General features: G+C 62.9%; 22 protein-coding genes and 1 pseudogene. 15 read left to right on the top strand and 8 right to left on the bottom strand.

Going from position 1 to position 21,769, the window contains the following annotated elements:
* Nucleotides 1-35: 35 nt before the first annotated feature.
* On the bottom strand, nt 36-680 hold the full coding sequence (locus ACM0PY_RS00210; RefSeq protein WP_134970666.1) for a TetR/AcrR family transcriptional regulator: 645 nt from the start codon (nt 678-680) through the stop codon (nt 36-38).
* Nucleotides 681-759: 79 nt separating this feature from the next.
* Between ACM0PY_RS00210 and ACM0PY_RS00205 the strand changes: the two genes are divergently transcribed.
* Nucleotides 760-2,283 carry an FAD-dependent monooxygenase gene (locus tag ACM0PY_RS00205; protein WP_180883945.1) on the top strand — a complete coding sequence of 508 codons (1,524 nt, stop codon included), beginning with the start codon at nt 760-762 and terminating at the stop codon, nt 2,281-2,283.
* 8 nt (nt 2,284-2,291) lie between these two features.
* Here ACM0PY_RS00205 and ACM0PY_RS00200 read toward each other — a convergent pair whose 3' ends face one another.
* The 7 genes from ACM0PY_RS00200 to ACM0PY_RS00170 all read right to left on the bottom strand — a co-directional run bounded on the left by ACM0PY_RS00200 (nt 2,292) and on the right by ACM0PY_RS00170 (nt 7,277).
* Nucleotides 2,292-3,995 (bottom strand): ATP-binding protein, encoded by a 1,704-nt coding sequence (locus tag ACM0PY_RS00200; protein ID WP_180883947.1) that lies wholly within the window; start codon nt 3,993-3,995, stop codon nt 2,292-2,294.
* A 185-nt stretch (nt 3,996-4,180) separates the two neighbouring features.
* Complete coding sequence (locus ACM0PY_RS00195; RefSeq protein WP_005417260.1) at nt 4,181-4,357, bottom strand: hypothetical protein; 177 nt, start codon at nt 4,355-4,357, stop codon at nt 4,181-4,183.
* A 16-nt stretch (nt 4,358-4,373) separates the two neighbouring features.
* Nucleotides 4,374-4,622, bottom strand: coding sequence for a hypothetical protein (locus ACM0PY_RS00190; RefSeq protein ID WP_005417258.1), 249 nt, complete (start codon nt 4,620-4,622; stop codon nt 4,374-4,376).
* A 113-nt stretch (nt 4,623-4,735) separates the two neighbouring features.
* Entirely contained in the window at nt 4,736-4,981 is a 246-nt protein-coding gene (locus ACM0PY_RS00185) for a hypothetical protein (RefSeq protein WP_414609384.1), read from the bottom strand.
* A gap of 124 nt (nt 4,982-5,105) precedes the next feature.
* A complete protein-coding gene (locus ACM0PY_RS00180; RefSeq protein ID WP_072168098.1) occupies nt 5,106-5,375 on the bottom strand; it encodes a hypothetical protein in 270 nt (89 codons plus the stop codon).
* Nucleotides 5,376-5,518: 143 nt separating this feature from the next.
* On the bottom strand, nt 5,519-6,730 hold the full coding sequence (locus tag ACM0PY_RS00175) for an MFS transporter (RefSeq protein ID WP_180883950.1): 1,212 nt from the start codon (nt 6,728-6,730) through the stop codon (nt 5,519-5,521).
* A 127-nt stretch (nt 6,731-6,857) separates the two neighbouring features.
* Nucleotides 6,858-7,277: an HD domain-containing protein gene (locus tag ACM0PY_RS00170; protein ID WP_005417250.1), complete on the bottom strand. Its 420-nt coding sequence runs from the start codon at nt 7,275-7,277 to the stop codon at nt 6,858-6,860.
* A 130-nt stretch (nt 7,278-7,407) separates the two neighbouring features.
* Between ACM0PY_RS00170 and ACM0PY_RS00165 the strand changes: the two genes are divergently transcribed.
* The 14 genes and pseudogenes from ACM0PY_RS00165 (at nt 7,408) to ACM0PY_RS00100 (ending at nt 21,405) form a co-directional block, all read left to right on the top strand.
* A complete protein-coding gene (locus tag ACM0PY_RS00165) occupies nt 7,408-7,665 on the top strand; it encodes a hypothetical protein (protein ID WP_414609385.1) in 258 nt (85 codons plus the stop codon).
* A 35-nt stretch (nt 7,666-7,700) separates the two neighbouring features.
* A complete protein-coding gene (locus ACM0PY_RS00160; RefSeq protein WP_061480696.1) occupies nt 7,701-9,380 on the top strand; it encodes a type IV secretory system conjugative DNA transfer family protein in 1,680 nt (559 codons plus the stop codon).
* Nucleotides 9,381-9,804: 424 nt separating this feature from the next.
* Nucleotides 9,805-10,251: a hypothetical protein gene (locus ACM0PY_RS00155; protein WP_180883991.1), complete on the top strand. Its 447-nt coding sequence runs from the start codon at nt 9,805-9,807 to the stop codon at nt 10,249-10,251.
* Nucleotides 10,252-10,340: 89 nt separating this feature from the next.
* Nucleotides 10,341-11,396 (top strand): VirB8 family type IV secretion system protein, encoded by a 1,056-nt coding sequence (locus ACM0PY_RS00150; protein WP_111127294.1) that lies wholly within the window; start codon nt 10,341-10,343, stop codon nt 11,394-11,396.
* On the top strand, nt 11,393-12,172 hold the full coding sequence (locus ACM0PY_RS00145) for a TrbG/VirB9 family P-type conjugative transfer protein (protein ID WP_014037652.1): 780 nt from the start codon (nt 11,393-11,395) through the stop codon (nt 12,170-12,172). The genes ACM0PY_RS00150 and ACM0PY_RS00145 overlap by 4 nt, the downstream gene beginning before the upstream one ends.
* Nucleotides 12,169-13,422 carry a TrbI/VirB10 family protein gene (locus ACM0PY_RS00140; protein WP_180883952.1) on the top strand — a complete coding sequence of 418 codons (1,254 nt, stop codon included), beginning with the start codon at nt 12,169-12,171 and terminating at the stop codon, nt 13,420-13,422. Before ACM0PY_RS00145 ends, ACM0PY_RS00140 begins: the two co-directional genes overlap by 4 nt.
* Before the next feature lie 14 nt (nt 13,423-13,436).
* Complete coding sequence (gene virB11, locus ACM0PY_RS00135) at nt 13,437-14,480, top strand: P-type DNA transfer ATPase VirB11 (protein ID WP_021202793.1); 1,044 nt, start codon at nt 13,437-13,439, stop codon at nt 14,478-14,480.
* A gap of 3 nt (nt 14,481-14,483) precedes the next feature.
* Nucleotides 14,484-14,961, top strand: a pseudogene (locus tag ACM0PY_RS00130) (lytic transglycosylase domain-containing protein); the annotation flags it as partial.
* Between the two features lie 567 nt (nt 14,962-15,528).
* Nucleotides 15,529-15,936 carry a TrbC/VirB2 family protein gene (locus ACM0PY_RS00125; RefSeq protein ID WP_046431329.1) on the top strand — a complete coding sequence of 136 codons (408 nt, stop codon included), beginning with the start codon at nt 15,529-15,531 and terminating at the stop codon, nt 15,934-15,936.
* Complete coding sequence (locus ACM0PY_RS00120) at nt 15,929-16,237, top strand: VirB3 family type IV secretion system protein (protein WP_019660289.1); 309 nt, start codon at nt 15,929-15,931, stop codon at nt 16,235-16,237. Before ACM0PY_RS00125 ends, ACM0PY_RS00120 begins: the two co-directional genes overlap by 8 nt.
* Nucleotides 16,238-16,318: 81 nt before the next feature.
* Nucleotides 16,319-18,763 (top strand): VirB4 family type IV secretion/conjugal transfer ATPase, encoded by a 2,445-nt coding sequence (locus ACM0PY_RS00115; protein ID WP_180895419.1) that lies wholly within the window; start codon nt 16,319-16,321, stop codon nt 18,761-18,763.
* Nucleotides 18,760-19,605, top strand: coding sequence for a hypothetical protein (locus tag ACM0PY_RS00110; RefSeq protein ID WP_180883957.1), 846 nt, complete (start codon nt 18,760-18,762; stop codon nt 19,603-19,605). The genes ACM0PY_RS00115 and ACM0PY_RS00110 overlap by 4 nt, the downstream gene beginning before the upstream one ends.
* 71 nt (nt 19,606-19,676) lie before the next feature.
* On the top strand, nt 19,677-20,825 hold the full coding sequence (locus tag ACM0PY_RS00105; protein WP_414609386.1) for a TrbL/VirB6 family protein: 1,149 nt from the start codon (nt 19,677-19,679) through the stop codon (nt 20,823-20,825).
* Nucleotides 20,826-20,865: 40 nt separating this feature from the next.
* Nucleotides 20,866-21,405, top strand: coding sequence for a DUF4189 domain-containing protein (locus ACM0PY_RS00100; RefSeq protein WP_180883959.1), 540 nt, complete (start codon nt 20,866-20,868; stop codon nt 21,403-21,405).
* Nucleotides 21,406-21,769 lie beyond the last annotated feature (364 nt).

Raw genomic sequence — 21,769 nt, 5'->3', positions numbered from 1 at the left:
ATTTGCAGCGCTTCGAGGCCTATCTCCCGGATGCACTATGGACGCGGGCCCGGGTCGGTATACGGAGTGCCGGCCAGGGCCACCAGCACGCCGGTCCCGCCGCGCACGATCAGCTGCAGCATCGCCTGGCGCGGATCCTCACCCTCCTGCTGGCTGGCCAGTCCTCCCTGATAGGCCGCCACCATCGACGCCAGCAGCATCGCCGCACCCAGGCGTGCCTCGGCATCATCCGCTGGCCGCCCGACCGCGCTTGCCATCAACTGCGTGAGGTCGTCGGCCAGCTGTGCCTGCAGCCGTCGTGCGTGTGCCACCAATGCTGGGCTGCCGGCCACCGTGGCCCAGAAGGTCGCCGCACCGGGGTTGATCCGCAACAGGGGGTGGCCGCTGTCGAGCAGCTCCCTCACCAGCGACTGGAAGGCGGCCAGCGGCGTCATGCCGCGGCGCGCCGCCATGCCCTCGCGCAGCAACGCCCGCGCCTCCTCGTCGCGGTCGAATACCAGGTCCTCCTTGCTGGCGAAATAGTTGAAGACCGTCTTGCGCGAGACTCCGGCGGCCTCGGCGATCTCGGACATCGACACCGCCTCGAAGCCACGCCGGATGATCAGCGCGGTGGCGACATCGGAAATTGCCTGTCGGGTCTGTGCCTTGCGTTGCTCGCGACGGCCTTGGGGCGGGGTCATGGTGGTTGGCTTGTGTAAACGTACACCGAGTGTAACATTGTGCGCACCAGAGCGCCGGGCCGGCGCAGGGGGGAACCTGATGCTGTACGACGTTGTCATTGCCGGGGCCGGCCCGGTCGGCTTGTTCCTGTCCTGCGAGCTGGCCCAGGCCGGCTGTTCGGTCCTGCTGCTGGAGCAGGCTGAGTCGCCCGATTCAGCCCTGAAGCGCCTGCCATTTGGCCTGCGCGGCTTGAACGCGCCCACGTTGGAAGCGCTGGATCGGCGCGGCCTGCTGGACGCGGTCGCAGCCCGCCAGGTGCTGAAGCCGGACAAGGGCGCACCGCCGCCCGGCACCGCCCATTGGTTGGCACAACCGCGGCCGCTGGGAGGCCACTTCGCCGGCATTCCGTTCGCGCTGGATGACGTGGACAGCGGGCGCTGGCGTGATCGCCTGCCGACCCCGGTACCCACCCAGATGGCGGTGGAGCTGCAGTCGCTGGAGACGGTGCTGGCCGAGCGCGCAGTGTCGCTGGGTGTGCAGATCGAGCGTGGCTGTTCGGTGCAGGCAGTGCAGGCACACGACGCACAGATGCAGGTGCAGACCGGTCGCGGGCTGATGCGGGGCCGATGGCTGGTCGGTTGCGATGGCGCCCGCAGCACGGTACGCAAGCACTCCGGCTTCGAGTTCGCAGGGACGGCGCCCGAGTTCACCGGGTACACGCTGCAGGTTGAACTGGCCGATCCGTCGGTGCTCACCCCGGGGCGTCAGTTCACCGAATACGGCATGTGCAATTTCAACCCGCCGGGCGTGCTGGCGCTGGCCGATTTCGACGGTGGCGCAGGCCACCGCGGGCCACTGGACCTGCACGCCGCCCAGGCGTTGCTGCGGCGGGTGTCCGGGCGCCAGGCAACGATCACCGCGTTGCATCTGGCCACCACATGGACCGATGCCGCGCGCCAGGCCACGGCCTATCGCAGCGGCCGCGTGCTGTTGGCTGGTGATGCGGCGCACATGCATTCGCCGCTGGGAGGGCAGGGCCTGAATCTCGGCATCGGCGATGCGATGAACCTGGGGTGGAAGCTGGCCGCCGTGGCGCGAGGCGACGCCGCCGAGACGCTGCTGGACAGCTATCAGGCGGAGCGCCATCCGATCGGCGCGCGGGTGCTCGACTGGTCGCGTGCGCAGGTGGCGTTGATGCGACCAGGCCCAGGGCAGCGCGCGCTGGCGGCGGTCTTCGCCGACCTGGCCGCGACCCGCGACGGCGCCACCTATCTCGCTGAGCGGTTGTGGGGCGTGGCACAACCACCGGTGTTCAACGGCGAGCATCCGTGGGTTGGCCAAAGCGTGCCTGACGTCCAGCTGGCCAATGGCGATCGCATGGGGGAGCTGCTGCGCGCAGGGAAGGGCGTGCTGCTGGGGCTAGATACCGGCGTTTCACTCGGCCCGATCTTTGCGCGCTGGCAACCCTCCGTTACCTGCGTGATATCCACGGCGCGCGATGCGATGGGACTGGGTGCGTTGCTGGTCCGCCCTGACGGTATTGTGGCCTGGGCCTGCGATGCTGGCCGCGACACGTCGGGGCTGGAGTCTTCGCTGGAACGCTGGTTCGGTTTGCCGTGGTGAACGGCGCGCTAGGGGGATGCCACCACAGCCAGCGCGCGCCGCGCGGTCTCGGTCATCACCGAGGCCAGCTGCTTCAATGAGTACGGCTTGCGCAGCAGGGTGAAGCCATGGCCAGGATCCCGCGCCAGCAATTCGCTGTAGCCGCTGGTGAGGATCACCGGAAGCTCCGGAAAGCGGGCGCGGATGGCACGGGCCAGATCCAGGCCGTTCATGCCCGGCATTACCACGTCGCTGAACACCACATGGAAGCGCGCGGCATCCCGTTCCAGCTCGGCCAGGGCCTCGTCCGCATTGCGTGCAAGGACCACGCTGTAGTCGAGTTCGCGCAGGGCGCCCACCGCAAATTCGGCCACGTCGACGTTGTCTTCCACCACCAGCACGCAGACGCCATGCCCATGCTGCAGCCCCGATTGCGCCGCCGGCCGTTCCGTCGTTTCTCCTGCCTGCGCCAGCGGCAGGTACAGCGTAAAGCGGGTACCGGCGCCGGCCTGGCTCTGCACGTCCACCTCACCTTCTGACTGCTTGACGAAGCCGAATACCTGGCTGAGACCGAGCCCGGTCCCGGCGCCCACGCTCTTGGTGGTGAAGAAGGGCTCGAAAATGCGGTCAACCACCGCAGGGTCGATGCCCGCTCCGGTGTCGGTCACACTGATCGCGGCAAAGTCGCCCTTCATCGGCGCGGCGAAGCGCACCGAAGGCACGGCGGTTACCCGTTCCACTTCGATGGTCACCCGGCCGTGTCCCTCGATCGCGTCGCGGGCATTGACCGCGATGTTGATCAATGCGGTGTCCAGCTGGGTCCGGTCCAGCAGTACCGGCATCGGTGTATCGGGCAATGTCAACGACACCTGGATGCGCGCGCCAAGTACCGTGGTGATGATATCCGAGAGCGCGTGCACGCTTTCGCAGAGGTCGAAGACCTCCGGCGACAGGCTCTGGCGACGCGAGAATGCAAGCAGTTGCGCGGTCAGCTTGGTGGCGCGGTCCGACGCTGTTGCAATGGCCTGGATGTAGCGGCGCCGGGTGTCGTCTGCCGGCCACGTGTGCAGGAGCATGTCTACCGAACCGGTGATGACCTGCAGCAGGTTGTTGAAGTCGTGGGCCACCCCGCCGGTGAGCTGGCCGATCGCCTCCAGCTTCTGCGACTGCCGCAGCTGCTCGCGGGCGCGCACCAGTTCCAGATGGGCCTCCCGCGCCTGCTCGGTGATCGCCGCGACCTGGCGGCTGTGCAGGTCGCGCTCGATCACCCGTTCGGTCTGTTCGCTGACCACGCACAGGATGCCGGCCACGCTGCCGCAGCCGACGCGCAGCGGCGAATAGGAGAACGTCCAGAATGTTTCACGCAGCGTGCCGTCGCGATCCATCATCAACGGGAGGTTCTTGAAGCTGCGGCTGGTGCCGGCGAAGGCATCGTTGACGGCCTGCACCACGTTCGGCCATACGTCCGCCCAGACATCCTCCAGGCGATTGCCCATCGCGCCGTGCAGTTTTTCCCCCAGCATGGGCAGGTACGCATCATTGAAGAAGAACGCCTTGTCTTCCTTGCCCCAGGCAAGCCACAGGGGTTCTGGCGAATCCAGGATCATCGCCAGTAACGTGCGAAGTTCGGCGGGTGCGCTTGCGGCAGTGGCCGAGCGGGCCCAGTCACTGTCCTGCAGCAGTCGGTAGGCGAGCTGATCAGGTGCAGAGACTGGCAGGGGAAAAGGATGCATGGCCGCCATTGGCGCAGGAAGGTGGCGCAGCATAGCCGAGCGCATGTCATGACGCTCTGCACACCGCCGACATGAAAGGCCTCGCCACTTCGCCGCCGACGTGGCAGGGATGCACCCATTGTTCCGCAGGTTGCCGCTATCGCGACGCAGCGCGAAGGGAGGCGACGCTGGCCTGAGCGGCGGGTCTAGCCCTCACGACCTGCCTGCGCGGTGAGCGCATCCCGGCCAGCCTCGGTGAGATCGATATCCCCGTCCTCTGCCTGTACAGCCCATCCGGCGGTCACCGCCCACGTTGCGGCATCACCGCGCACCGGTTCTGCAGCGGCGATGGCCTGGAGTATTTTCCGCTGTTCCACAGTCATTACCACGTCGCGGTCCTCAGATACCCAGCAACGACGCCGGTTGCCAGTCCGACAGCCGGGCATGGCTGACCGGTTGATGGCAGCCGCACCCGTCGCAGCGGAACAATGCTCCACCTGGCAAGTGCACCAGATTGTCCTCACTGGCCGAACTGGTCGATGTGCAATGCCGGCAAGTGACCGTGAGCGCGGTGATGCGCTGCACGCCCCCTGACAGATCGAACACGGCCTCGAACGCGCGAATGACAGGGTGGGCAGTGTCCGGCATCTGAATCTCGACAGGGTGGGGAGACCTCATCGTCGCGCGCCGGTTGTGATGGGCCAGTCAGCCAGGTGCATGGACATGATCAAGACAGCCGCGGCAACCGGCAGCGCTCCATTTCAGAGATCCTTTTTCTTTCCGCTCAGGTCCAGCGGCTTGTCACTGCCGCCGCGCTCGCTCGACCACACTTCCACATCCTTGGTGCAACGGCTCTCGCGGGCAGCGACCTCGCGTGGCAGATCCTTCAGATGGGGTGGCTCCTGGCAGGCCGGATGCATGGCACTGTCGTCGTAGGTGGCGCAGGCGCTGAGCGACGCCAGAGCGATGGCAGTGAGGGTGGCGTGGAATGAAGGCTGCAGGTTCATGGGATGGCCTCGGGTAATGCCAGGATGGCCATGGAATTCAAATCCGTGACGCCGGGCATGCACAATCGGACCCGTTGCACTTGTTATTCTGTAACAAATGCGCGATAGTCCGGCCCCTGCTGGGTCAGGCGATGCAGATCATCAGCACCATGCACAGCGCCACCATCAGCACGAACACACGACGGCTCAGCGCCAGGCAGGCGAGATAGGCTGCGAGCGCCCACGCAGCCAGCAGTGCACAGGCCACCACCCACAGCCCGATCCCCATCATCGAACCGGCTGCCAACGCGGACAAGGCAATGGCCTTGGACAACGCCACCCCCAGCACGCTGCCCAGCATGCCGGCCTGCAAGGCGATGGCATCGTGGCGGGCAGGGGCGCGAGGGTGGTGCATTGCGGGTCCGGTGCAGGCCGAGGAAACGGCGTCGGCTGCACTGTGCCCAAATGCACATCCACGAAATGTGTTCATCGCGCGTCAGGAGCGCGACGAAGCCGGCTCAGTCGAACGGTTGACCTGTGGATGCGGTCGTCCGTTCTTCAGTGGTTGCCGGCGGCGACGGTCTTGCGCTTCCTGTCCAGCATCACCGCCACGCACCACAGCAGCAGGCCGCCGATCGCGGTGGCTGCACCGACATAGCCGGTACTGGCCGGGCTGAAGCCGGCGCTGATCGCCATGCCGCCCAGCCACGGGCCGAGTGCGTTGGCGGTATTGAAGGCGGCGTGATTGGAGGCCGCCGCCAGCGTCTGCGCTTCGCCGGCCACGTCCATCAGGCGCGTCTGCAGCACCGCCGCCAGCGCACCCATGGTGCCGACCGTGATGATCATCGGGCCGATGGTCCACACCGACTGTGCGGCCAGCGGATACAGCAGCAGCATCACGATCGACCACAGCAGCACCACGGCGGCGGCCTTGAAATGGAACCTGTCCACCAGCCAGCCACCGGCGATGTTGCCGATGATCGCGCCGATGCCGAACACGCCCACTGCCAGCGGCATCCACGATTCGGCCACGCCGGTGACCTGCACGAGGGTGGGTGCGAGGTAGGTGAACACGCAGAACATGCCGGCGAAGCCGACCGCACCGATCGCCAGCGCCAGCCACACCTGGGGAGTGTTGAAGGCGCGCAGTTCGCGCATCGGCGAGGTACGCACTTCGTCCGGGTCCGGCAGCAGGAAGCGCGCGATCATCGCCACCGTGGCAATGGCCAGCACGCTGACCAGGGCAAAGGCGGTGCGCCAGCTCAACTGCTGGCCCAGCCAGGTGGTCAACGGATTGCCGACCAGGATCGCGATCGACAGGCCCAGCAGCACCCGCGACATCGCCTGGCCGCGCTGGCCGGCAGGGCTGATCGCAGCGGCCACCAGCATCGCAACGCCGAAGTAGGCGCCATGCGGCAGGCCGGCGACGAAGCGTGCCACCAGCATCGTGCCGTAATTCGGTGCCAGCGCGCTGGCCAGGTTGCCGATCGCGTAGAAGCCCATCAGCGCCAACAGCAGCTTGCGGCGCGGGAAGCTGGCACCCACGAAGGCGAGGATCGGGGCACCGACCACCACGCCGATGGCGTAGGCGCTGATCAGGTGCCCGACCTGGGTTTCGGAAATCGACAGGCCGCGGCTGATCTCCAGCATCAGCCCCATGCTGGCGAATTCGCTGGTGCCGATGGCAAATCCACCCAGCGACAGGGCGAGGATGATCAGGGTGCGCTGGCGGGGCGTCAGACGCGCAGCCAGGGAAGAGTTGGGGCTCATGCGGAGGCGCGATGGGGCGGGGGAGCCGTCCATTGTACTGCTGCACTGCAACAGGAGCAGCAGCACTCAGGGTAAATCAGCGTTTGATCGGTGACACGCCGGCCCTCCGCGCCGCCTCGCGGCGGGCTCAGATGCCCAGCGCCGCCCGGGCATGAGCGTATTTGTCGCGAAGGCGCCCTGCCGTGGTCCCGTCCAGCATCGCCAGCCGCTGTGGATCGGCGTTGTCATCCAGATCGGCGCGCTTCACTTTCAATGCAAGCGGGTGGGCGGCAATGCGCGCGTAGTAGCTGTCCGCGTCAGGAGCTGCATCGCGGTTGAGCAGTTGCACCGCCTCGCGCAGCGGCGCTGGAAATACCTCGATCCGCGCGGCAAACGCCGGGCAGTCCTCGGCCACGTCATGCAGCCAGGCCACCACTTCGGCGTCATCGTCGCCGCGCACGGCGGCCGCCACCCGCGCCACATGGCCGATATAAGGCTGGCCGGCCTTGTCGAACTGCCCCGCGTGGGCCTCGGTGGCCAGCGTACGGGCAAGTGCTACCCAGTCCATTGCAGTCTCCTTGGATATCCGCGCACAGTTTCGCGCAAGAGCCGCAGCGGTTGTGGATGCGCCCATGACGCTGCCACGGGCATGATGGCGAGGCAGGGGACGCAGTGTTGCCCCGACAAGGAGGAGTGAGATGCAGGAATTCAGGCATGTGCTGGAAACCCGTGGGCGCTATCAGCTGGTAGCGGTGTCCCACGAGCCGGTGTACGCTCCCGGCGATGTGGTCGGCCATGCGGTCGTCGCCGACGATGGGGATCGTCTGACCGACCTGATATCACTGGCCGAAGCGCGCCAACGCTTGCTGCAACTGATGCGTGAAGAGGGCGAGGAGCCCGGGCTGGAAAACGAGAACCACCTGCGGAAGAAGGCGTCGCGCTGGCGCCACCGCTAGGCCGTCGCGCCGCGTGCGCATCATGGAGGATTCGGGTGTTGCCCAGTAAGAAGTATCTGCTCATCGCCATCATCACGCTGGCGACCCTGCTGCTCGGTTTCGTGTTTTCCGGCTATCTGACCCTGCTGTTCCTGGGGCTGGACACCCAGCTGTTCACCTGGAACACCTACTACCAGTACGTCCACGCCATCGGCCAACCGCAGGTCGCGCCCTTCGTGGGCAAGATCAAATGGGCTGGCTACGTGGGCTTCGGCCTGCCCCTGCTGGTGCTGCTGGTGGCCGGCCTGGTGCTGCTGCTGAAGAAGGACAAGCGCTCGCTGCACGGCGATGCGCGCTTCGCCACCGGCGCCGACCTGGCCAAGCACGGCATGTTCAAGAAGACCGGCCAGAGCATCGTGGTCGGCAGCCATGGCGGCAAGCTGGTGCGCCTGGATGGCCAGCAGTTCGTGATCCTGGCCGCGCCGACCCGCTCGGGCAAGGGTGTGGGCGTGGTCATCCCGAACCTGCTGGAGTACGGCGAATCGCTGGTGGTGCTGGACATCAAGCAGGAGAACTTCGACCTGACCAGTGGCTGGCGCGCCAGCCAGGGCCAGGAAATCTATCTGTTCAATCCCTTCGCCGAGGACCGGCGCACGCACCGCTGGAACCCGCTCAGCTACGTCTCCGATGATCCGGCCTTCCGCGTCTCGGACCTGATGAGCATCGCCGCGATGCTGTATCCGGACGGGGCCGAGGACCAGAAATTCTGGGTCAGCCAGGCGCGCAACGCGTTCATGGCCTTCACCCTGTACCTGTTCGAGAACTGGGACGATGAGCGCAGCAGCGGTTTCCCGGGCGGCGCCGGCACGCCCACGCTCGGTGCGGTGTACCGTCTGTCCTCCGGCGACGGCACCGACCTGAAGAAGTACCTCAAGACCCTGTCGGAGCGGCCGTTCCTCAGCGCCAACGCACGTTCGGCATTCGCCAACATGCTGTCCCAGGCTGACGAGACTTTCGCCTCAATCCTGGGCACCTTCAAGGAACCGCTCAATCCCTGGATCAATCCGGTGCTGGACAAGGCCACCAGCTGCAACGACTTCCTGCTGACCGATGTCCGCAAGAAGAAGATGACCATCTATATCGGCATCCAACCGAACAAGCTGGCCGAGAGCCGGCTGATCATCAACCTGTTCTTCAGCCAGCTGATCAACCTCAACACCAAGGAACTGCCCAAGTCCAACCCGGACCTGAAGTACCAGTGCCTGCTGCTGATGGACGAATTCACCTCGATCGGCAAAGTCGAGATCATCGCCTCGGCGGTGTCCTACATGGCCGGCTACAACATCCGCCTGCTGCCGATCATCCAGAGCATGTCCCAGCTCGACGCCACCTACGGCCGGGAAGTGTCACGCACCATCATCACCAACCATGCCCTGCAGATCCTGTACGCGCCGCGTGAGCAGCAGGATGCCAATGACTATTCGGACATGCTGGGCTACACCACGGTGCGCAAGAAGAACGTCACCCATGCCCGCGAGAAGACCCACAACTTCACCGAGGAACGGCGCGCGCTGATGCTGCCGCAGGAGCTGAAGGCGATGGGGCCGGACATGGAGGTGTTCCTGTATGAGGGCATACCGCATCCGGTGAAGTGCGACAAGATCCGCTACTACAAGGACCGCTACTTCACCTCGAGGCTGCTGCCGAAGGTGGATGTTCCGATGCTGAACGTCTAATTCACGACGCTTAATTTGTGAATTTGATTCGAAGTTAAGAATGTGAATTCGTGATTTCGGTCAAGAATTTGGCATTTGTTCATGGATTTTCAGACTTGTCTGACATGGAATTGACGCGTGGTTGTGCGACCCTGTGTCTGTCGTCCAGAAGTGTGTGCTGGATGTCAAAGATGTAGCAGCAGGGTGGCCAGGAGTTTGTGCCATGGAAACAAGGATGGTTTCGACGTTGGTGAGGTATGCGGATGTGTTGTCGGCTGCGCCGATGGCCCCGCGACCTGGTTGGCAGCCTTTGGGCTGCAGGGGAGCCGGAGTGGGTGCGCTGCACACAGCGTGTCCCTCCGATTCCGGCGTGCGCGATGCAGCGCCGGACGACCAGGGGACCAATGCTCGGGACTGCTTTTTCGTACGTCAAAGTGAAGCCCGTATGAATCAGGCGTTTATCGCGAAAATGTCCATCGCCGCAGTGGCGGCGCTGATGGTGGCCGGTTGCGCCACCAAGTCCGCTCCGGATTTCGGAGGCCGCTGGAAGCCGGTCAACCGCTTTGCTGCGACGACGACCGAAATTCCGCTGTACTCCAGCTACGTCTACCAGGCCTCGCCGATGGATGGCACGCTCAAAGCCATGCTCGAGCGTTGGGCCAAGGATTCCGGGCGCACGCTGGACTACCGCCTCAGCTCGGATTTCACCCTGTATGGCGCGGTCTCGAACATCGACACCACCAACGCACAGCAGGCCGTGATCGATCTGACCGCAGCCTATGCGGCGCAGGGCATCTCCGTCTCCATTGTCGGCAACCAGATCCTTGTGCAGAGCGCTGGCTCGACGCCGACCGCGTCGGCGCAGGGCGCTGATTCCAACAGCGGCACCTGAGTCCACCTCGAAATCATCGAACGTGCCGCTCCCCGCGCCTGTCGCAGGGGTGCCACGCCCATTGATGTTTCAGCAGTACGGAAGAATCCATGTTCCGCAAGAAGGATCCCGGCAATAGTCCCAAGGTCGAGCAGTCGGTCGCCAAGGCGGTCAGCTACGAGATCACCGTGGCCGACATGGCGCGCCGCAGCGAGCGGCGCGCGTGGTGGGTCGCCACGGGCTCGTTGCTGATGTCGCTCGCGCTGGCGGGGGGCTACTACTACATGCTGCCGCTGAAGGAGAAGGTGCCGTTCCTGGTGATGGCCGATGCCTACACGGGTACCGCGACCGTCGCGCGCCTGAGTGGCACGTTCCAGGGCGAGACGATCACCACCAACGAAGCGATCAATCGCAGCAACGTCGCCCAGTACGTGCTCGCGCGCGAATCGTACGACTCGGCGGTGATGGGGCTGCGTGACTGGGAACTGGTGTTCGTGATGTCCACCGATCCGGTGGCGCAGTCCATGCGTGTCCGCTATGCCGGCAACAATCCGCAGAACCCGTTCGTGATGTACGGTCGCGAGCGCGCCATCCGGGTCAAGATCCTCAGCATCACGCCACTGGGGGCCGAGCCGAACGGCAGCTTCCGCGGCGCTTCGGTGCGCATCCAGCGCAGCCTGCTGGACAAGCGCACCGGCGTCTCTACCTACCTGGACAACCAGCTGGTGACGATGCGCTTCGAGTACAACCAGAACCTGGCGTTGTCCGAGCAGGATCGCATCCTCAACCCGCTGGCGTTCCAGGTCACCGAGTACCGCGTCGACAACGACTACTCGCGTGGTGTGCCGGTACCGGATGACGGCGCCATGCAGGCGCAGGCGCAGCAGGCCGCTCAGGCGGCGCAGCAGGGGCAGGGCGCCTACGATCCCAACAATCCGGCCGCAGCCACCATGATCGACCCGGCCACCGGCCAGCCGGTCGCGGTGCCAGCCAACGGTCAGGTACCGGGCCAGGCAATGCCGGGACAGCCTGTACAGGGCCAACCGATGCCGGGTCAGCCGGTGCAGGGGCAAGCAATGCCGGGGCAGGCCATGCCCGGACAGCCGGCCATGAGGCCGGCGCAGAACAATTCCACCGGAACTGCTGATGGAGCAAGCAACCGATGAGTAGTCGAAATATCAGGGGAAGCGCGCTGGCGCTGCTGTCGATGTTGTCGTTGCTGTTCTCAGCAGCGGCGATGGCGCAGGCGGTTGACCACTACGAGTACGAGAAGGACCGCATCTATCCGGTTCGAACCGGCCTGGGTCTGACCACCCAGATCGAGTTGAGCCCGAACGAGAAGATCCTCGACTACAGCACCGGCTTCAGCAGCGGCTGGGAACTGACCCGCCGCGAGAACGTGTTCTACCTCAAGCCGAAGAACGTCGACGTCGACACCAACATGATGGTGCGCACCGAGACCCATTCCTACATCTTCGAACTGAAGGTGGTGGCCACCGACTGGCGCCAGCTGGAGCAGGCCCGCCGCGCGGGCGTGCAGTACAAGATCGCCTTCGTCTATCCCAATGACACGGTGTTCGGCGTCGCCCAGGAAGCGGTCGAAGAAGAGGCCAAGCCGTTGTTGAGCTCGGAACTGGCCAAGGACCGGCAGTACAACTTCAACTACTCCTATTCGACCAGCAAGGCGAAGAAGATGGGGTGGCTGATCCCGGTCAACGCCTACGACGATGGTCGTTTCACCTACCTGAAACTGCCGAATTCGCCGGAGTACAAGACCGGCATCTTCCCGGCGGTGTTCGGTCGTGAAACGGAATACGGTGAAGACTTCGTGGTCAACACCACGGTTGAAGGCAATACGCTGATCGTGCACGGGACGCACCCGTACCTGGTCATCCGCCACGGCGACTTCGTCGTCGGCCTGCGAAGGAACGTGAAGAAATGAGCCAGCAGAACACTCCCGGAAACGACCCGAACAACGGACGCGACGAGAGCCAGAGCCCGTACGGCGCACAGGGTGCCGCGGACGCGCCGTCGAATCCCTACTTCGGCACGACCCAGGCCGAGCCTGCGCCGGATCTGGATGCGGCCGCGCCGCAGCTGCGCTCTGCCGAAGAGCAGCGGTTGAACCGCAAGGCGCTGCTGTTCCTCGGCGGTATCGTGCTGCTGCTTGTGGCCATGGGCTTCCTGCTGTTCCGCAAGGGCCAGGATGGTGATGACGCCGCGCAGAAGGTGCCGGATGTCGCACGTGCCAGCACGCCGGCGCTGCCGGACGTTGCGCCTCCGCCCCAAGCGCCGCCGGCTGCCGCCGAACCGATTCCCATGCTCCCGCCGATGCCGCAGGATGATGGCCCGAAACTGGTGCCCGTCGCTTCCCGTCCGGAAGTAGCGGAGCCTCGTGGGCCGACGCTGCTTGAACGCCGCATGGCAGGTGTGGATGACGCTGCGCTTGCGGCAGGGAACCGCGCACAGCCTCAGCGCAGTGCAATTGACGAGCAGACCCGTCAAGCCCTCCTTGCGAACATGATGCCCAACCAGCAGGGGCAGCAGAAGATCCGTCGTGGGCCGGACGTGGAAGACGTCTCCAGTGCGACCTACATCCAGAGCCCCGATGCGCTGCTGGTGCGTGGCACCTACCTGCGTTGCGTGCTGGAAACCCGCATCATCACCGATCTCGCTGGCTATACCTCGTGCCTGCTGACCGAGCCTGTGTACTCGATCAATGGTCGCAACCTGCTGTTGCCGAAGGGCTCCAAGATCTATGGCGCCTACGGCGGCGGTCCGATAGGCAAGCGCGTGGAAGTGATCTGGGATCGCATCACTACTCCGAACGGAATCGACGTTGCGATGTCCAGCCCGGGCGTGGATCAGCTGGGTGGCGCCGGTCATCCGGGCCAATACAGCGCACACTGGGGCAGCCGTATCGCCTCGGCGCTGATGATCAGCCTGATTTCCGACGCCTTCAAGTACGCGGCCGCCGAACACGGTCCGGAGACGACCACCATCGCCAACAACGGCATGACGGTGCAGTCGCCCTATGAGAGTGCGACCGCACGCACGATGGAGCGCCTGGCCAATGAGGCTCTCAGCAGCAACCGTCGTCCGCCGACCGTCACCATCAACCAGGGCACGATCGTGAACGTCTACGTTGCAAAGGACGTCGACTTCACCAACGTGCTGCACCCCCGCCGGTAACCCAACGAACGATCATGGACGCCGAAGTGTCACCCCTCGCCCTCGTCTCCAGCGATTTCCTGCGCTATCAGTACGAAGTGCTGGGCATCGCCGAGTACATGACTTCCCCGGAAGTGACGGAAATCTGCATCAACCGTCCCGGTGAGCTGTACCTGGAAACCCGGGCGGGGTGGCAGCGGGTGGACGTGCCGAGCCTGACCTTCGAGCGGGCCCGGCAGTTCTGCACGGCGGTGGTGAACGAGAGCAACACCGGCCAGCGCATCACCGATGCCGATCCGGTCGTGTCGCTCACGTTCCCCACCGGCCAGCGTGCACAGTTCGTCATTCCGCCCGCGTGTGACGCTGGCAAGGTGTCGATCACCATCCGTCTGCCGTCCAAGCACACCAAGTCGCTCACGCAGTATCACGAAGACGGCTTCTTCAATCAGATCCTGGAATCTGATGGCAGCATCAGCGAGCAGGATCGCGAGCTGCTGGAGCTGCGCCATTCGCGCGAATACGCCGAATTCTTCCGGCGTGCGGTGATGTACCGCAAGAACATCGTGGTATCCGGCGCGACCGGCAGCGGCAAGACCACCTTCATGAAGGCGCTGGTCAACCATATCCCGGACAACGAGCGCCTGGTCACCATCGAGGACGCACGCGAGCTGTTCCTGACCCAGCCCAACGTCGTGCACCTGTTGTATTCCAAGGGCGGGCAGAGCACCAGCAATGTCACGGCAAAGAGCTGCATGGAAGCCTGCCTGCGCATGAAGCCCGAACGCATCATCCTGGCCGAGCTGCGCGGTGACGAGGCGTTCTACTTCATCCGCAACTGCGCGTCCGGCCACCCGGGCTCGATCACCAGCTGTCATGCCGGCAGCCCGGAGCAGACCTGGGACCAGCTGGCGCTGATGGTGAAGGCTTCGGCCGAGGGTTCGGGCCTGGAGTTCAACGTGATCAAGCGGCTGTTGATGATGACCATCGACATCGTCGTGCATATCAAGGCGCATGCCGGCTCGCGCTACATCACCGGCATCGACTTCAATCCTGGGCGTGCCCAGGGGCAGGAGGGCTGAGGGATGCTGCCAGGACTGGAAATGATGGCGTGCCCGGAGATGGCCGTGTCGATGGATGTGATGCAGCACGTCATCAACGTCGAATCGTCGCGCAATCCCTACGCCATCGGCGTGGTCGGCGGTGCACTGGTGCGCCAGCCCAAGGCCTTGGATGAAGCGCTGGCGACGGTGCGCATGCTGGAAGAGAAGGGCTACAACTTCTCGATCGGGCTGGCCCAGGTCAATCGCTACAACCTGGGCAAATACGGGCTGGATTCCTACGAGAAGGCCTTCCAGCAGTGCCCGAACCTGCAGGCCGGTTCGCGCATCCTCGCCGAGTGCTACAAGCGCTCCGGTGGTGACTGGGGCAAGTCGTTCAGCTGTTACTACTCGGGCAACTTCGAAACCGGCTTCCGTCACGGCTACGTGCAGAAGATCTACGACTCGATCCGCCGCGGCCAGCAGGTTGCCGGCAATGGTGTCGCACCGATCGACGTGGTCAGTCGGGGGGAGCGCCGCGCGGTGAAGGTCGAGCATCACCCGCAGCTGGTTTCGCCGGCGCAGGCGCGCATCGTTGCTCAATCCAATGGCCCCGTGTACGTGCCGTCGGAAGATCCCGCACGCGCCTATGTCGTGTACCCGTCCACCGGGGCGATGGCGCGGGGCAGCCTGCTGAACATCGCCGACCAGGCGCTGTCCAAGGTGGTACTGGGTTCGGTGGATCGGATGATGCAGCCGCAGGCGCAGCCGGCCCAGGCGGGCGCCTATCCGCAGCAGCAGGCCGGCGGCATGCCGCAGCAGGGCCCCGCACAGGCGATGGCCATGCCGCAGCAATTGCCGGGTGCGGCTGGCGTCGGCAACGAAGGGCCGGTGATGTTGCGCCCCTGGAGCGAGCGTAACCAGCCTGTGGCCGGTACCGACAATTCGTACAACGCGCCGGTGCAGGCCGCACCGGTGCAGCAGATTCCCGCAGGGGATGCGGCCTTCGTGTTCTGACGAAGTCGTGGTGCGGCCAGTCCCCCGGCTGGCCGATTCAGTTGTGTTAGTCCATCAACAAGGAAATCAATCCATGAAGCGATCCAATCTCGACCTCGTCCAGGCCCAGCGCACGCTGAAGACCCTGCTGATGGCCACGATCTTCGTTGGCGCACTGTTCGCCCCGCAGGTGTTCGCAACCGGCACCGACTTCGGCGGCACCGACAAGAAGGTCTGCGGTTTCTTCTCCAACATCAACGGCCTTCTGAACATGGCCTCGATCGCCGTCGTGACCATTGCGGTGATCTTCGCCGGCTACCAGATCGCCTTCGCGCACAAGCGCATCGGTGACGTCGCGCCGATCCTGATCGGTGGCGTGCTGATCGGTGCCGCCGGCCAGATTGCGCGCATGCTGCTGGGCGAGGGTAGCGACGGCAAGTGCGGTGGTGGCACCAGCACCTCCTACCTGATCAACCACGTGATTCAGTACTACAGTGCATAAGAACGTCGTGTTCCGCGGCTGCACGCGCCCAGCGATGTTCCTGGGCGTCCCCTACCTGCCATTTTTCATGGTGGCAGGTGGGTTGCTGCTGCTCAGCATGTACACGAACTTCTGGTTCCTGCTCACCATTCCGGTGGCGGTCTTCATCATGCGGCAGATGGCCAAGCGTGACGAAATGATCTTCCGCCTGTTGGGCCTGCGCCTGATGTTCAAGCTGAAAGTCCGCAACGTGCAGGAACACGATGGCATGTGGGTATTCAACCCCAATCATTACCGCGACAAGCCGGCCCGAATGGATTGAGGTCCGGATCCGGCCTGGCGGGCGTCCGCGCCCGCCGGGTCTTTTGTAACTCCTTGGCACTACCTCTTTGGAAGCAGTCGTATGTTCAGCCCTGACACCTCCATCAGTGAGTTCATTCCGTTGTCGTCGCATGTCGCTCCGAACGTGGTCAAGACCACGGGCGGCGATTACCTGCTGACCTGGCATCTGGAAGGGCTGCCGTTCGTCGGCCGCGAGGAGTGGGAGCTCGAACATCGCCACAACACGTTCAACCGCCTGCTGCAGACGCTGCGCGCGCCGGATTTCGTCAACGTCGCCTTCTGGGTGCACGACATCCGTCGTCGCCGCACGCTGAAGGGCAAGAGCAACTACAAGCAGCGCTTCAACCAGGACGTGTCCGACCAGTACATGGGCATGCTGTCCTCGCAGCGCATCATGCAGAACGAACTGTACCTGACCATGATCTATCGCCCCGTGGTGGCGGGTAAGCGCTTCGTCGAGAAGTCGGCGAACGTGGACAAGCTGCGCGCGGAGCAGGAGCAGGCAGTCGAAAAGCTGATGGAACTGGCCGGCAACGTCGAGGCCGTGATCCGCGACTACGCGCCATACCGCCTGGGCATGTACGAGGCCAAGAATGGCGTGGTGTTCTCGGAAACGCTGGAGCTGTTCGGTTACCTGATCAATCGCATCGACGAGCCGGTGCCGGTGCTGTCGGCGCCAATCAAGGATTACCTGCCGGTCAGCCGTCATATGTTCTCGGCCAAGACCGGTGACTTCGTCATCAATACCCCCAATGGTGCCAACCACTTCGGCGCCATCCTGAACATCAAGGAGTATGCCGAGGGAACTTACCCGGGCATTCTCAACGGCCTGAAGTACCTGGACTACGAGTACGTCATCACCCATTCGTTCAGCCCGATGGGGCGTCAGGACGCGCTCAAGGTGCTCGACCGCACCAAGGGCATGATGATCTCCTCCGGCGACAAGGCAGTCAGCCAGATCGTCGAGCTGGACCAGGCGATGGATCAGCTCTCGTCGGGTAATTTCGTGCTCGGCGAGTATCACTTCATCATGGCAGTCTACGGCGACAGCCAGGCCAAGCTGTCGCAGAACGTGGCCACGACGCGCGCCGAGCTGTCCAATGCCGGTTTTGTGTCGACCAAGGAAGATCTGGCGGTTACCTCATCTTTCTACTCCCAGCTGCCGGCCAACTGGCGCTACCGCACCCGCCTGGCCAATGTCAGCTCGCTGAACTTCCTGGGCCTGTCGCCGCTGCATAACTTCGCGACCGGCAAGCAGCACAACAACCCGTGGGGCGATTGCGTCACCACGCTGCAGACCACCAACGGCCAGCCGTACTACTTCAATTTCCACGCGACCCATCCGTCAGAGAACTCGCTGGGCGAGAAGGCGATCGCCAATACCATGGTGATTGGTAAGTCCGGTACCGGTAAGACCGCGCTGATCAACTTCCTGCTCAGCCAGGTTCAGAAGTACGAGCCGTCACCGACCATCTTCTTCTTCGACAAGGACCGTGGTGCGGAGATTTTCGTGCGCGCCTGCGGTGGTAACTATCTGGCCCTGGAGAACGGTGCGCCAACCGGCTTCAACCCGTTCCAGTGCGAGAACAATGAAGCCAACGTCCAGTTCCTGGCCGACCTGATCAAGGTGCTGGCCGGCAAGCGTGAGTACAGTGCGCGCGAGGAAGAGGACATCTACCGCGCAGTGGAAAGCATGCTCGATACGCCGATGCACCTGCGCAGCATGACCAACTTCCAGAAGAGCCTGCCCAACATGGGCGACGATGGGCTGTACGCGCGCATGCGCCGCTGGACCTCGGGCAATTCGCTGGGCTGGGTCTTCGACAATCCGGTCGACACCGTTGATCTGAGCAAGGCCAACATCATCGGCTTCGACTACACCGACATCATCGACAACCCCGAAGTGCGCGTGCCGGTCATCAATTACCTGCTGCACCGCCTGGAGTCGCTGATCGATGGTCGTCCGCTGATCTACGTGATGGACGAATTCTGGAAGATCCTGGACGGCGAGGGTGGCCTGAAGGAATTCGCGAAGAACAAGCAGAAGACCATCCGTAAGCAGAACGGTCTGGGCATCTTCGCAACGCAGAGCCCGGAAGATGCACTGAAGAGTGACATCTCCGCCGCGCTGATTGAACAGACCGCCACGCTGATCCTTCTGCCCAACCCGAACGCCAGCAAGAGCGATTACATGGACGGCCTGAAGCTGACCGAGGCCGAGTTCAGGGTGGTTACCGCCCTGGACGAGCGCTCGCGCTGCTTCCTGGTCAAGCAGGGTCACGCGTCCAGCGTGTGCCAGCTCAACCTGCGCGGCATGGACGACATCCTGTCAGTGATCTCGGCCTCGACCGACAACATCGACATCATGCACCGGGTGTTGCAGACCGCTGCAGTCCGCAACCGGATCGCCGTGGACGAGCTCACGCCGGAACAGTGGCTGGAAGACTTCTATAAGAACCGGAAGGGTTCGGGGAAGTCAACGAACAACAGTGAGGTGGCGGCATGAGTGCAGCCGACGGTGTGAAAAGCGCGAATTCCTTGAATTCCATGGAGAAGAACATGGCCGCCATTCGTATAAAAAAAACATCGAGTGCCACCAACCGCGTCAGGAATACGATGCTGGCGCTGTCACTGACCGGAATGATGGCTGTTCCGGTTCAGGCCTACACACTTCCAGTTGTCGAGATCGGTATGAATCTCTTCAATGGCACGATGACGGAGGTTCATACCCTTGCGGCGCAGGCAGAGGCATTCGCCGAGTATGGCCTCCAGTACCAACGCTTCTACGAGACCACTCAGAACTGGCTGCAGAAGCTTGCCAAGTTCCAGCAGATCATTGCGTCTCCGAATATGCCCGGTGGCATCAAGTTGACGCCTGTTGAGGCGGATTGGAATGTGGCTGAGCGATGCGGTCTGGGGGTTGTCGGTGGCATCGGCGATCTGCTTTCGGCGATGAAGCTGAACCCCAAGGGGGACATCGCTGCGCAGCAGAAGCAGATATGTGCAGCGATCCAGATGATTGAAAACAAAAAGTACAATGAAACCATTGCTGTTGTTCAGGATACGCTGCCGCAGATGCGTTCCGTGCTCGACCAGATCAAGGACATCCGGAATCTGACATCCACTGAAGGTGGGATGACCGAGACAATGGCGAATACCCAGGTATCCGATGCCTACATGAAAGCGGATTTTGCGGCCTGGGAAACCCAGATAAAGATGTATGACCGCCAGATCTCCGCGCTGGAGAGCCAACAGCAGTTTCTGACGGAACGAGCACTGAAGGGTACCCGCTCTCCGCTTGGAACTGTGGTAAAGGCTGCGGCCCTCAAGGGTGCACTGTCGCTGTAATGCCGAAGTCGGCCTTCCGGGGTCGTATTCAATTATTGGGTGAAGTCATGAGTCTAGGGATGGTGGGCGGCATGTTTGGTTCAAGTGCGCTGGATATGCTGCAAAACCTGCACGTGACGTCGTCGGTTGGCGACTTCATGTTCTTTCGTCTGATCCTCGATTATCTCCACAAGGAGATTGCGGATTTCGGTATCGCATTGCTCGGGAGAATGATGAAGTGGGTTGGGGCCATCGCGCTGACGCTCATGACGCTTTGGGTTCTGATCCAAGGCTTCCGGATAGCGACGGGTCGCAGCCGGGACTCGATGATGATCCTTGTCACCAATATGGCGAGGGCAGCGTTGATTGTGTCGGTAGCTACTACCATGGCCATGTTCGGTCGCGACCTTCATACGTTCCTGAATAAGGATGTGAAGAACGAGATTACTCAGGTCATTACAGGCAAGAAGGACTCTCCGGAGGATCTCATCGATGAGAATCTTGGCTATATGCAGCTTGCCTTGGCTTCAGTGGACACGTTGGATGTGGTCGGGGATGTGACCTTGGACAACGCCAAGACGCGGGCCATGTGGTTCATCGGCATGGGAACCGGCGGACCTGCAGTGACAGCGGGCTCCATGTTGCTTCTCTACGAGGTTGCATTGGCCCTGTTCATTGGCCTTGGGCCATTGTTCATTCTTTGTCTGTTATTTGATCAGACCAAGCAACTTTTCCAGAAGTGGCTGATGTATGGCATAGGCACGATGTTTTCGATGGCGGTGTTGGCTGCTATGACCGCGATCGCGATGAAGATGGTTGCAAAAGTTGCGCTTGCCTTCTGGGGTTCGACACTGCTCGGCAGCCTGATGGGTGAGAACTTCACCGAAGGCATGTCCAGCATGGCCTTGCAGCAGGGCGGTATGGGTTTGATTCTGACGACGCTGATTCTCACTTCGCCGCCGATGGCTGCGATGTTCTTCCAAGGCACCTTGGGTAGCTTCATGGCCTATTCGCAGATTGGCGGTTCGCCAGCAGCGCAGCCAGGTCCGCAAGGGCAGCCGCCTGGAAGCTATGCCTCGGGACAGGGCATGAGTGGCGGATCGCCAGTCAACTCCGGGTCACAAGGTGTGACCCAGGCTGTTCAACATCAGAGTAGTCGTACGATAGTGGAAGGAGGGAGTGCGGCCCCAGTTGGTGATGGAATGACCTCGGGAAAATACGGGAACGCACCTTCGAAATGATTCCGACGAGACTAGGCACACTTTAATTTTGAGGCTCTGCATGCGTAATTGGACACTCCTTCTGGGGCTAATTGTCTTCCCCGCAGCAGCATTCGCTGAGGGGAACTGCCCGCCTGGCTTCTACCCGATTGGAGGACAGGGTGTTCAAGGTTGTGCACCGATTCCTGGGGCTGCGGCGTCAGTCCCTCCCTCACAAGCCCCAAGGCAGGCTCCAAAAGGTGAGTGGGAGAAGCGATGGGGAGCTATAGCCGAGGGCGCGGTTTCCTCACAGGGAGGGAGCAAGCCAACGGGCACAGCGGTTTCCCAGAGAACCGAGAGTCTGGCTCAGTCTGTCGCGTTGGACGCGTGCAGGAAAGCTGGAGGTGGCAGTTGTCGAATTACTATCTCGTACTATAACCAATGCGTCGCGATGGCTGATCCGGTCGGGGCGCTGAATCCTGGAGCGATCACTGTTTCGTGGCGTGCAGAAACAGTAGATTTGGCCAAACGCAATGCGCTGCGTGAATGTCGCGGGGATCGCAATCAAGCTTGCGAAGTTGTGTACTCAGCCTGCAGCTTGCCGGAATTTCGTGCCTATTGATGCTTCGTAGCAGTCAGAGGTCATTTCGTCTTGTCTAGCAGGGCGCGCTTGAGTCCGATGATCCTTTATCGCTAGAGACCGCAGGACATATCTCGCGGCGGCTGAATTTCAGAGCGTACTTCTGCTATACGGCACGAGAGCATTCTCCGATCTGCAATCTCTGCAGGACACCTACGTTGACCCGTTTTGCTGAGTGGGCATTCATTCACGTTAGCCGCGCTTTTTCTGTGATCAAGTGCGCTTTTCATCCCGAGCCCCCTTCGACGAGCCCCGCCTCCTCGAAGTAAGCTGCGTGCGCGTCAAAATCCCGGCGCGCCGGTGCCATCGAACGCAGGAGCTTTTCCGTCCATGAGGACTGTGTCCC

The sequence above is a fragment of the Stenotrophomonas sp. BR163 genome (assembly GCF_047520985.2).
GTDB classification, from domain to species: Bacteria; Pseudomonadota; Gammaproteobacteria; order Xanthomonadales; family Xanthomonadaceae; genus Stenotrophomonas; species Stenotrophomonas sepilia.
This window is presented reverse-complemented; position numbering and strand designations above follow the sequence as displayed.

Coding starts and splice junctions, on each gene's coding strand:
- ACM0PY_RS00210 (WP_134970666.1), bottom strand. CDS start 680: ATGACCCCGCCCCAAGGCCGTCGCGAGCAACGCAAGGCACAGACCCGA.
- ACM0PY_RS00200 (WP_180883947.1), bottom strand. CDS start 3,995: ATGCATCCTTTTCCCCTGCCAGTCTCTGCACCTGATCAGCTCGCCTAC.
- ACM0PY_RS00170 (WP_005417250.1), bottom strand. CDS start 7,277: ATGGACTGGGTAGCACTTGCCCGTACGCTGGCCACCGAGGCCCACGCG.
- ACM0PY_RS00190 (WP_005417258.1), bottom strand. CDS start 4,622: ATGCCGGACACTGCCCACCCTGTCATTCGCGCGTTCGAGGCCGTGTTC.
- ACM0PY_RS00110 (WP_180883957.1), top strand. CDS start 18,760: ATGAGTGCAGCCGACGGTGTGAAAAGCGCGAATTCCTTGAATTCCATG.
- ACM0PY_RS00115 (WP_180895419.1), top strand. CDS start 16,319: ATGTTCAGCCCTGACACCTCCATCAGTGAGTTCATTCCGTTGTCGTCG.
- ACM0PY_RS00205 (WP_180883945.1), top strand. CDS start 760: ATGCTGTACGACGTTGTCATTGCCGGGGCCGGCCCGGTCGGCTTGTTC.
- ACM0PY_RS00175 (WP_180883950.1), bottom strand. CDS start 6,730: ATGAGCCCCAACTCTTCCCTGGCTGCGCGTCTGACGCCCCGCCAGCGC.
- ACM0PY_RS00155 (WP_180883991.1), top strand. CDS start 9,805: ATGAATCAGGCGTTTATCGCGAAAATGTCCATCGCCGCAGTGGCGGCG.
- ACM0PY_RS00195 (WP_005417260.1), bottom strand. CDS start 4,357: ATGACTGTGGAACAGCGGAAAATACTCCAGGCCATCGCCGCTGCAGAA.
- ACM0PY_RS00165 (WP_414609385.1), top strand. CDS start 7,408: ATGCAGGAATTCAGGCATGTGCTGGAAACCCGTGGGCGCTATCAGCTG.
- ACM0PY_RS00185 (WP_414609384.1), bottom strand. CDS start 4,981: ATGAACCTGCAGCCTTCATTCCACGCCACCCTCACTGCCATCGCTCTG.
- ACM0PY_RS00100 (WP_180883959.1), top strand. CDS start 20,866: ATGCGTAATTGGACACTCCTTCTGGGGCTAATTGTCTTCCCCGCAGCA.
- ACM0PY_RS00180 (WP_072168098.1), bottom strand. CDS start 5,375: ATGCACCACCCTCGCGCCCCTGCCCGCCACGATGCCATCGCCTTGCAG.
- ACM0PY_RS00125 (WP_046431329.1), top strand. CDS start 15,529: ATGAAGCGATCCAATCTCGACCTCGTCCAGGCCCAGCGCACGCTGAAG.
- virB11 (WP_021202793.1), top strand. CDS start 13,437: ATGGACGCCGAAGTGTCACCCCTCGCCCTCGTCTCCAGCGATTTCCTG.
- ACM0PY_RS00105 (WP_414609386.1), top strand. CDS start 19,677: ATGTTTGGTTCAAGTGCGCTGGATATGCTGCAAAACCTGCACGTGACG.
- ACM0PY_RS00145 (WP_014037652.1), top strand. CDS start 11,393: ATGAGTAGTCGAAATATCAGGGGAAGCGCGCTGGCGCTGCTGTCGATG.
- ACM0PY_RS00140 (WP_180883952.1), top strand. CDS start 12,169: ATGAGCCAGCAGAACACTCCCGGAAACGACCCGAACAACGGACGCGAC.
- ACM0PY_RS00150 (WP_111127294.1), top strand. CDS start 10,341: ATGTTCCGCAAGAAGGATCCCGGCAATAGTCCCAAGGTCGAGCAGTCG.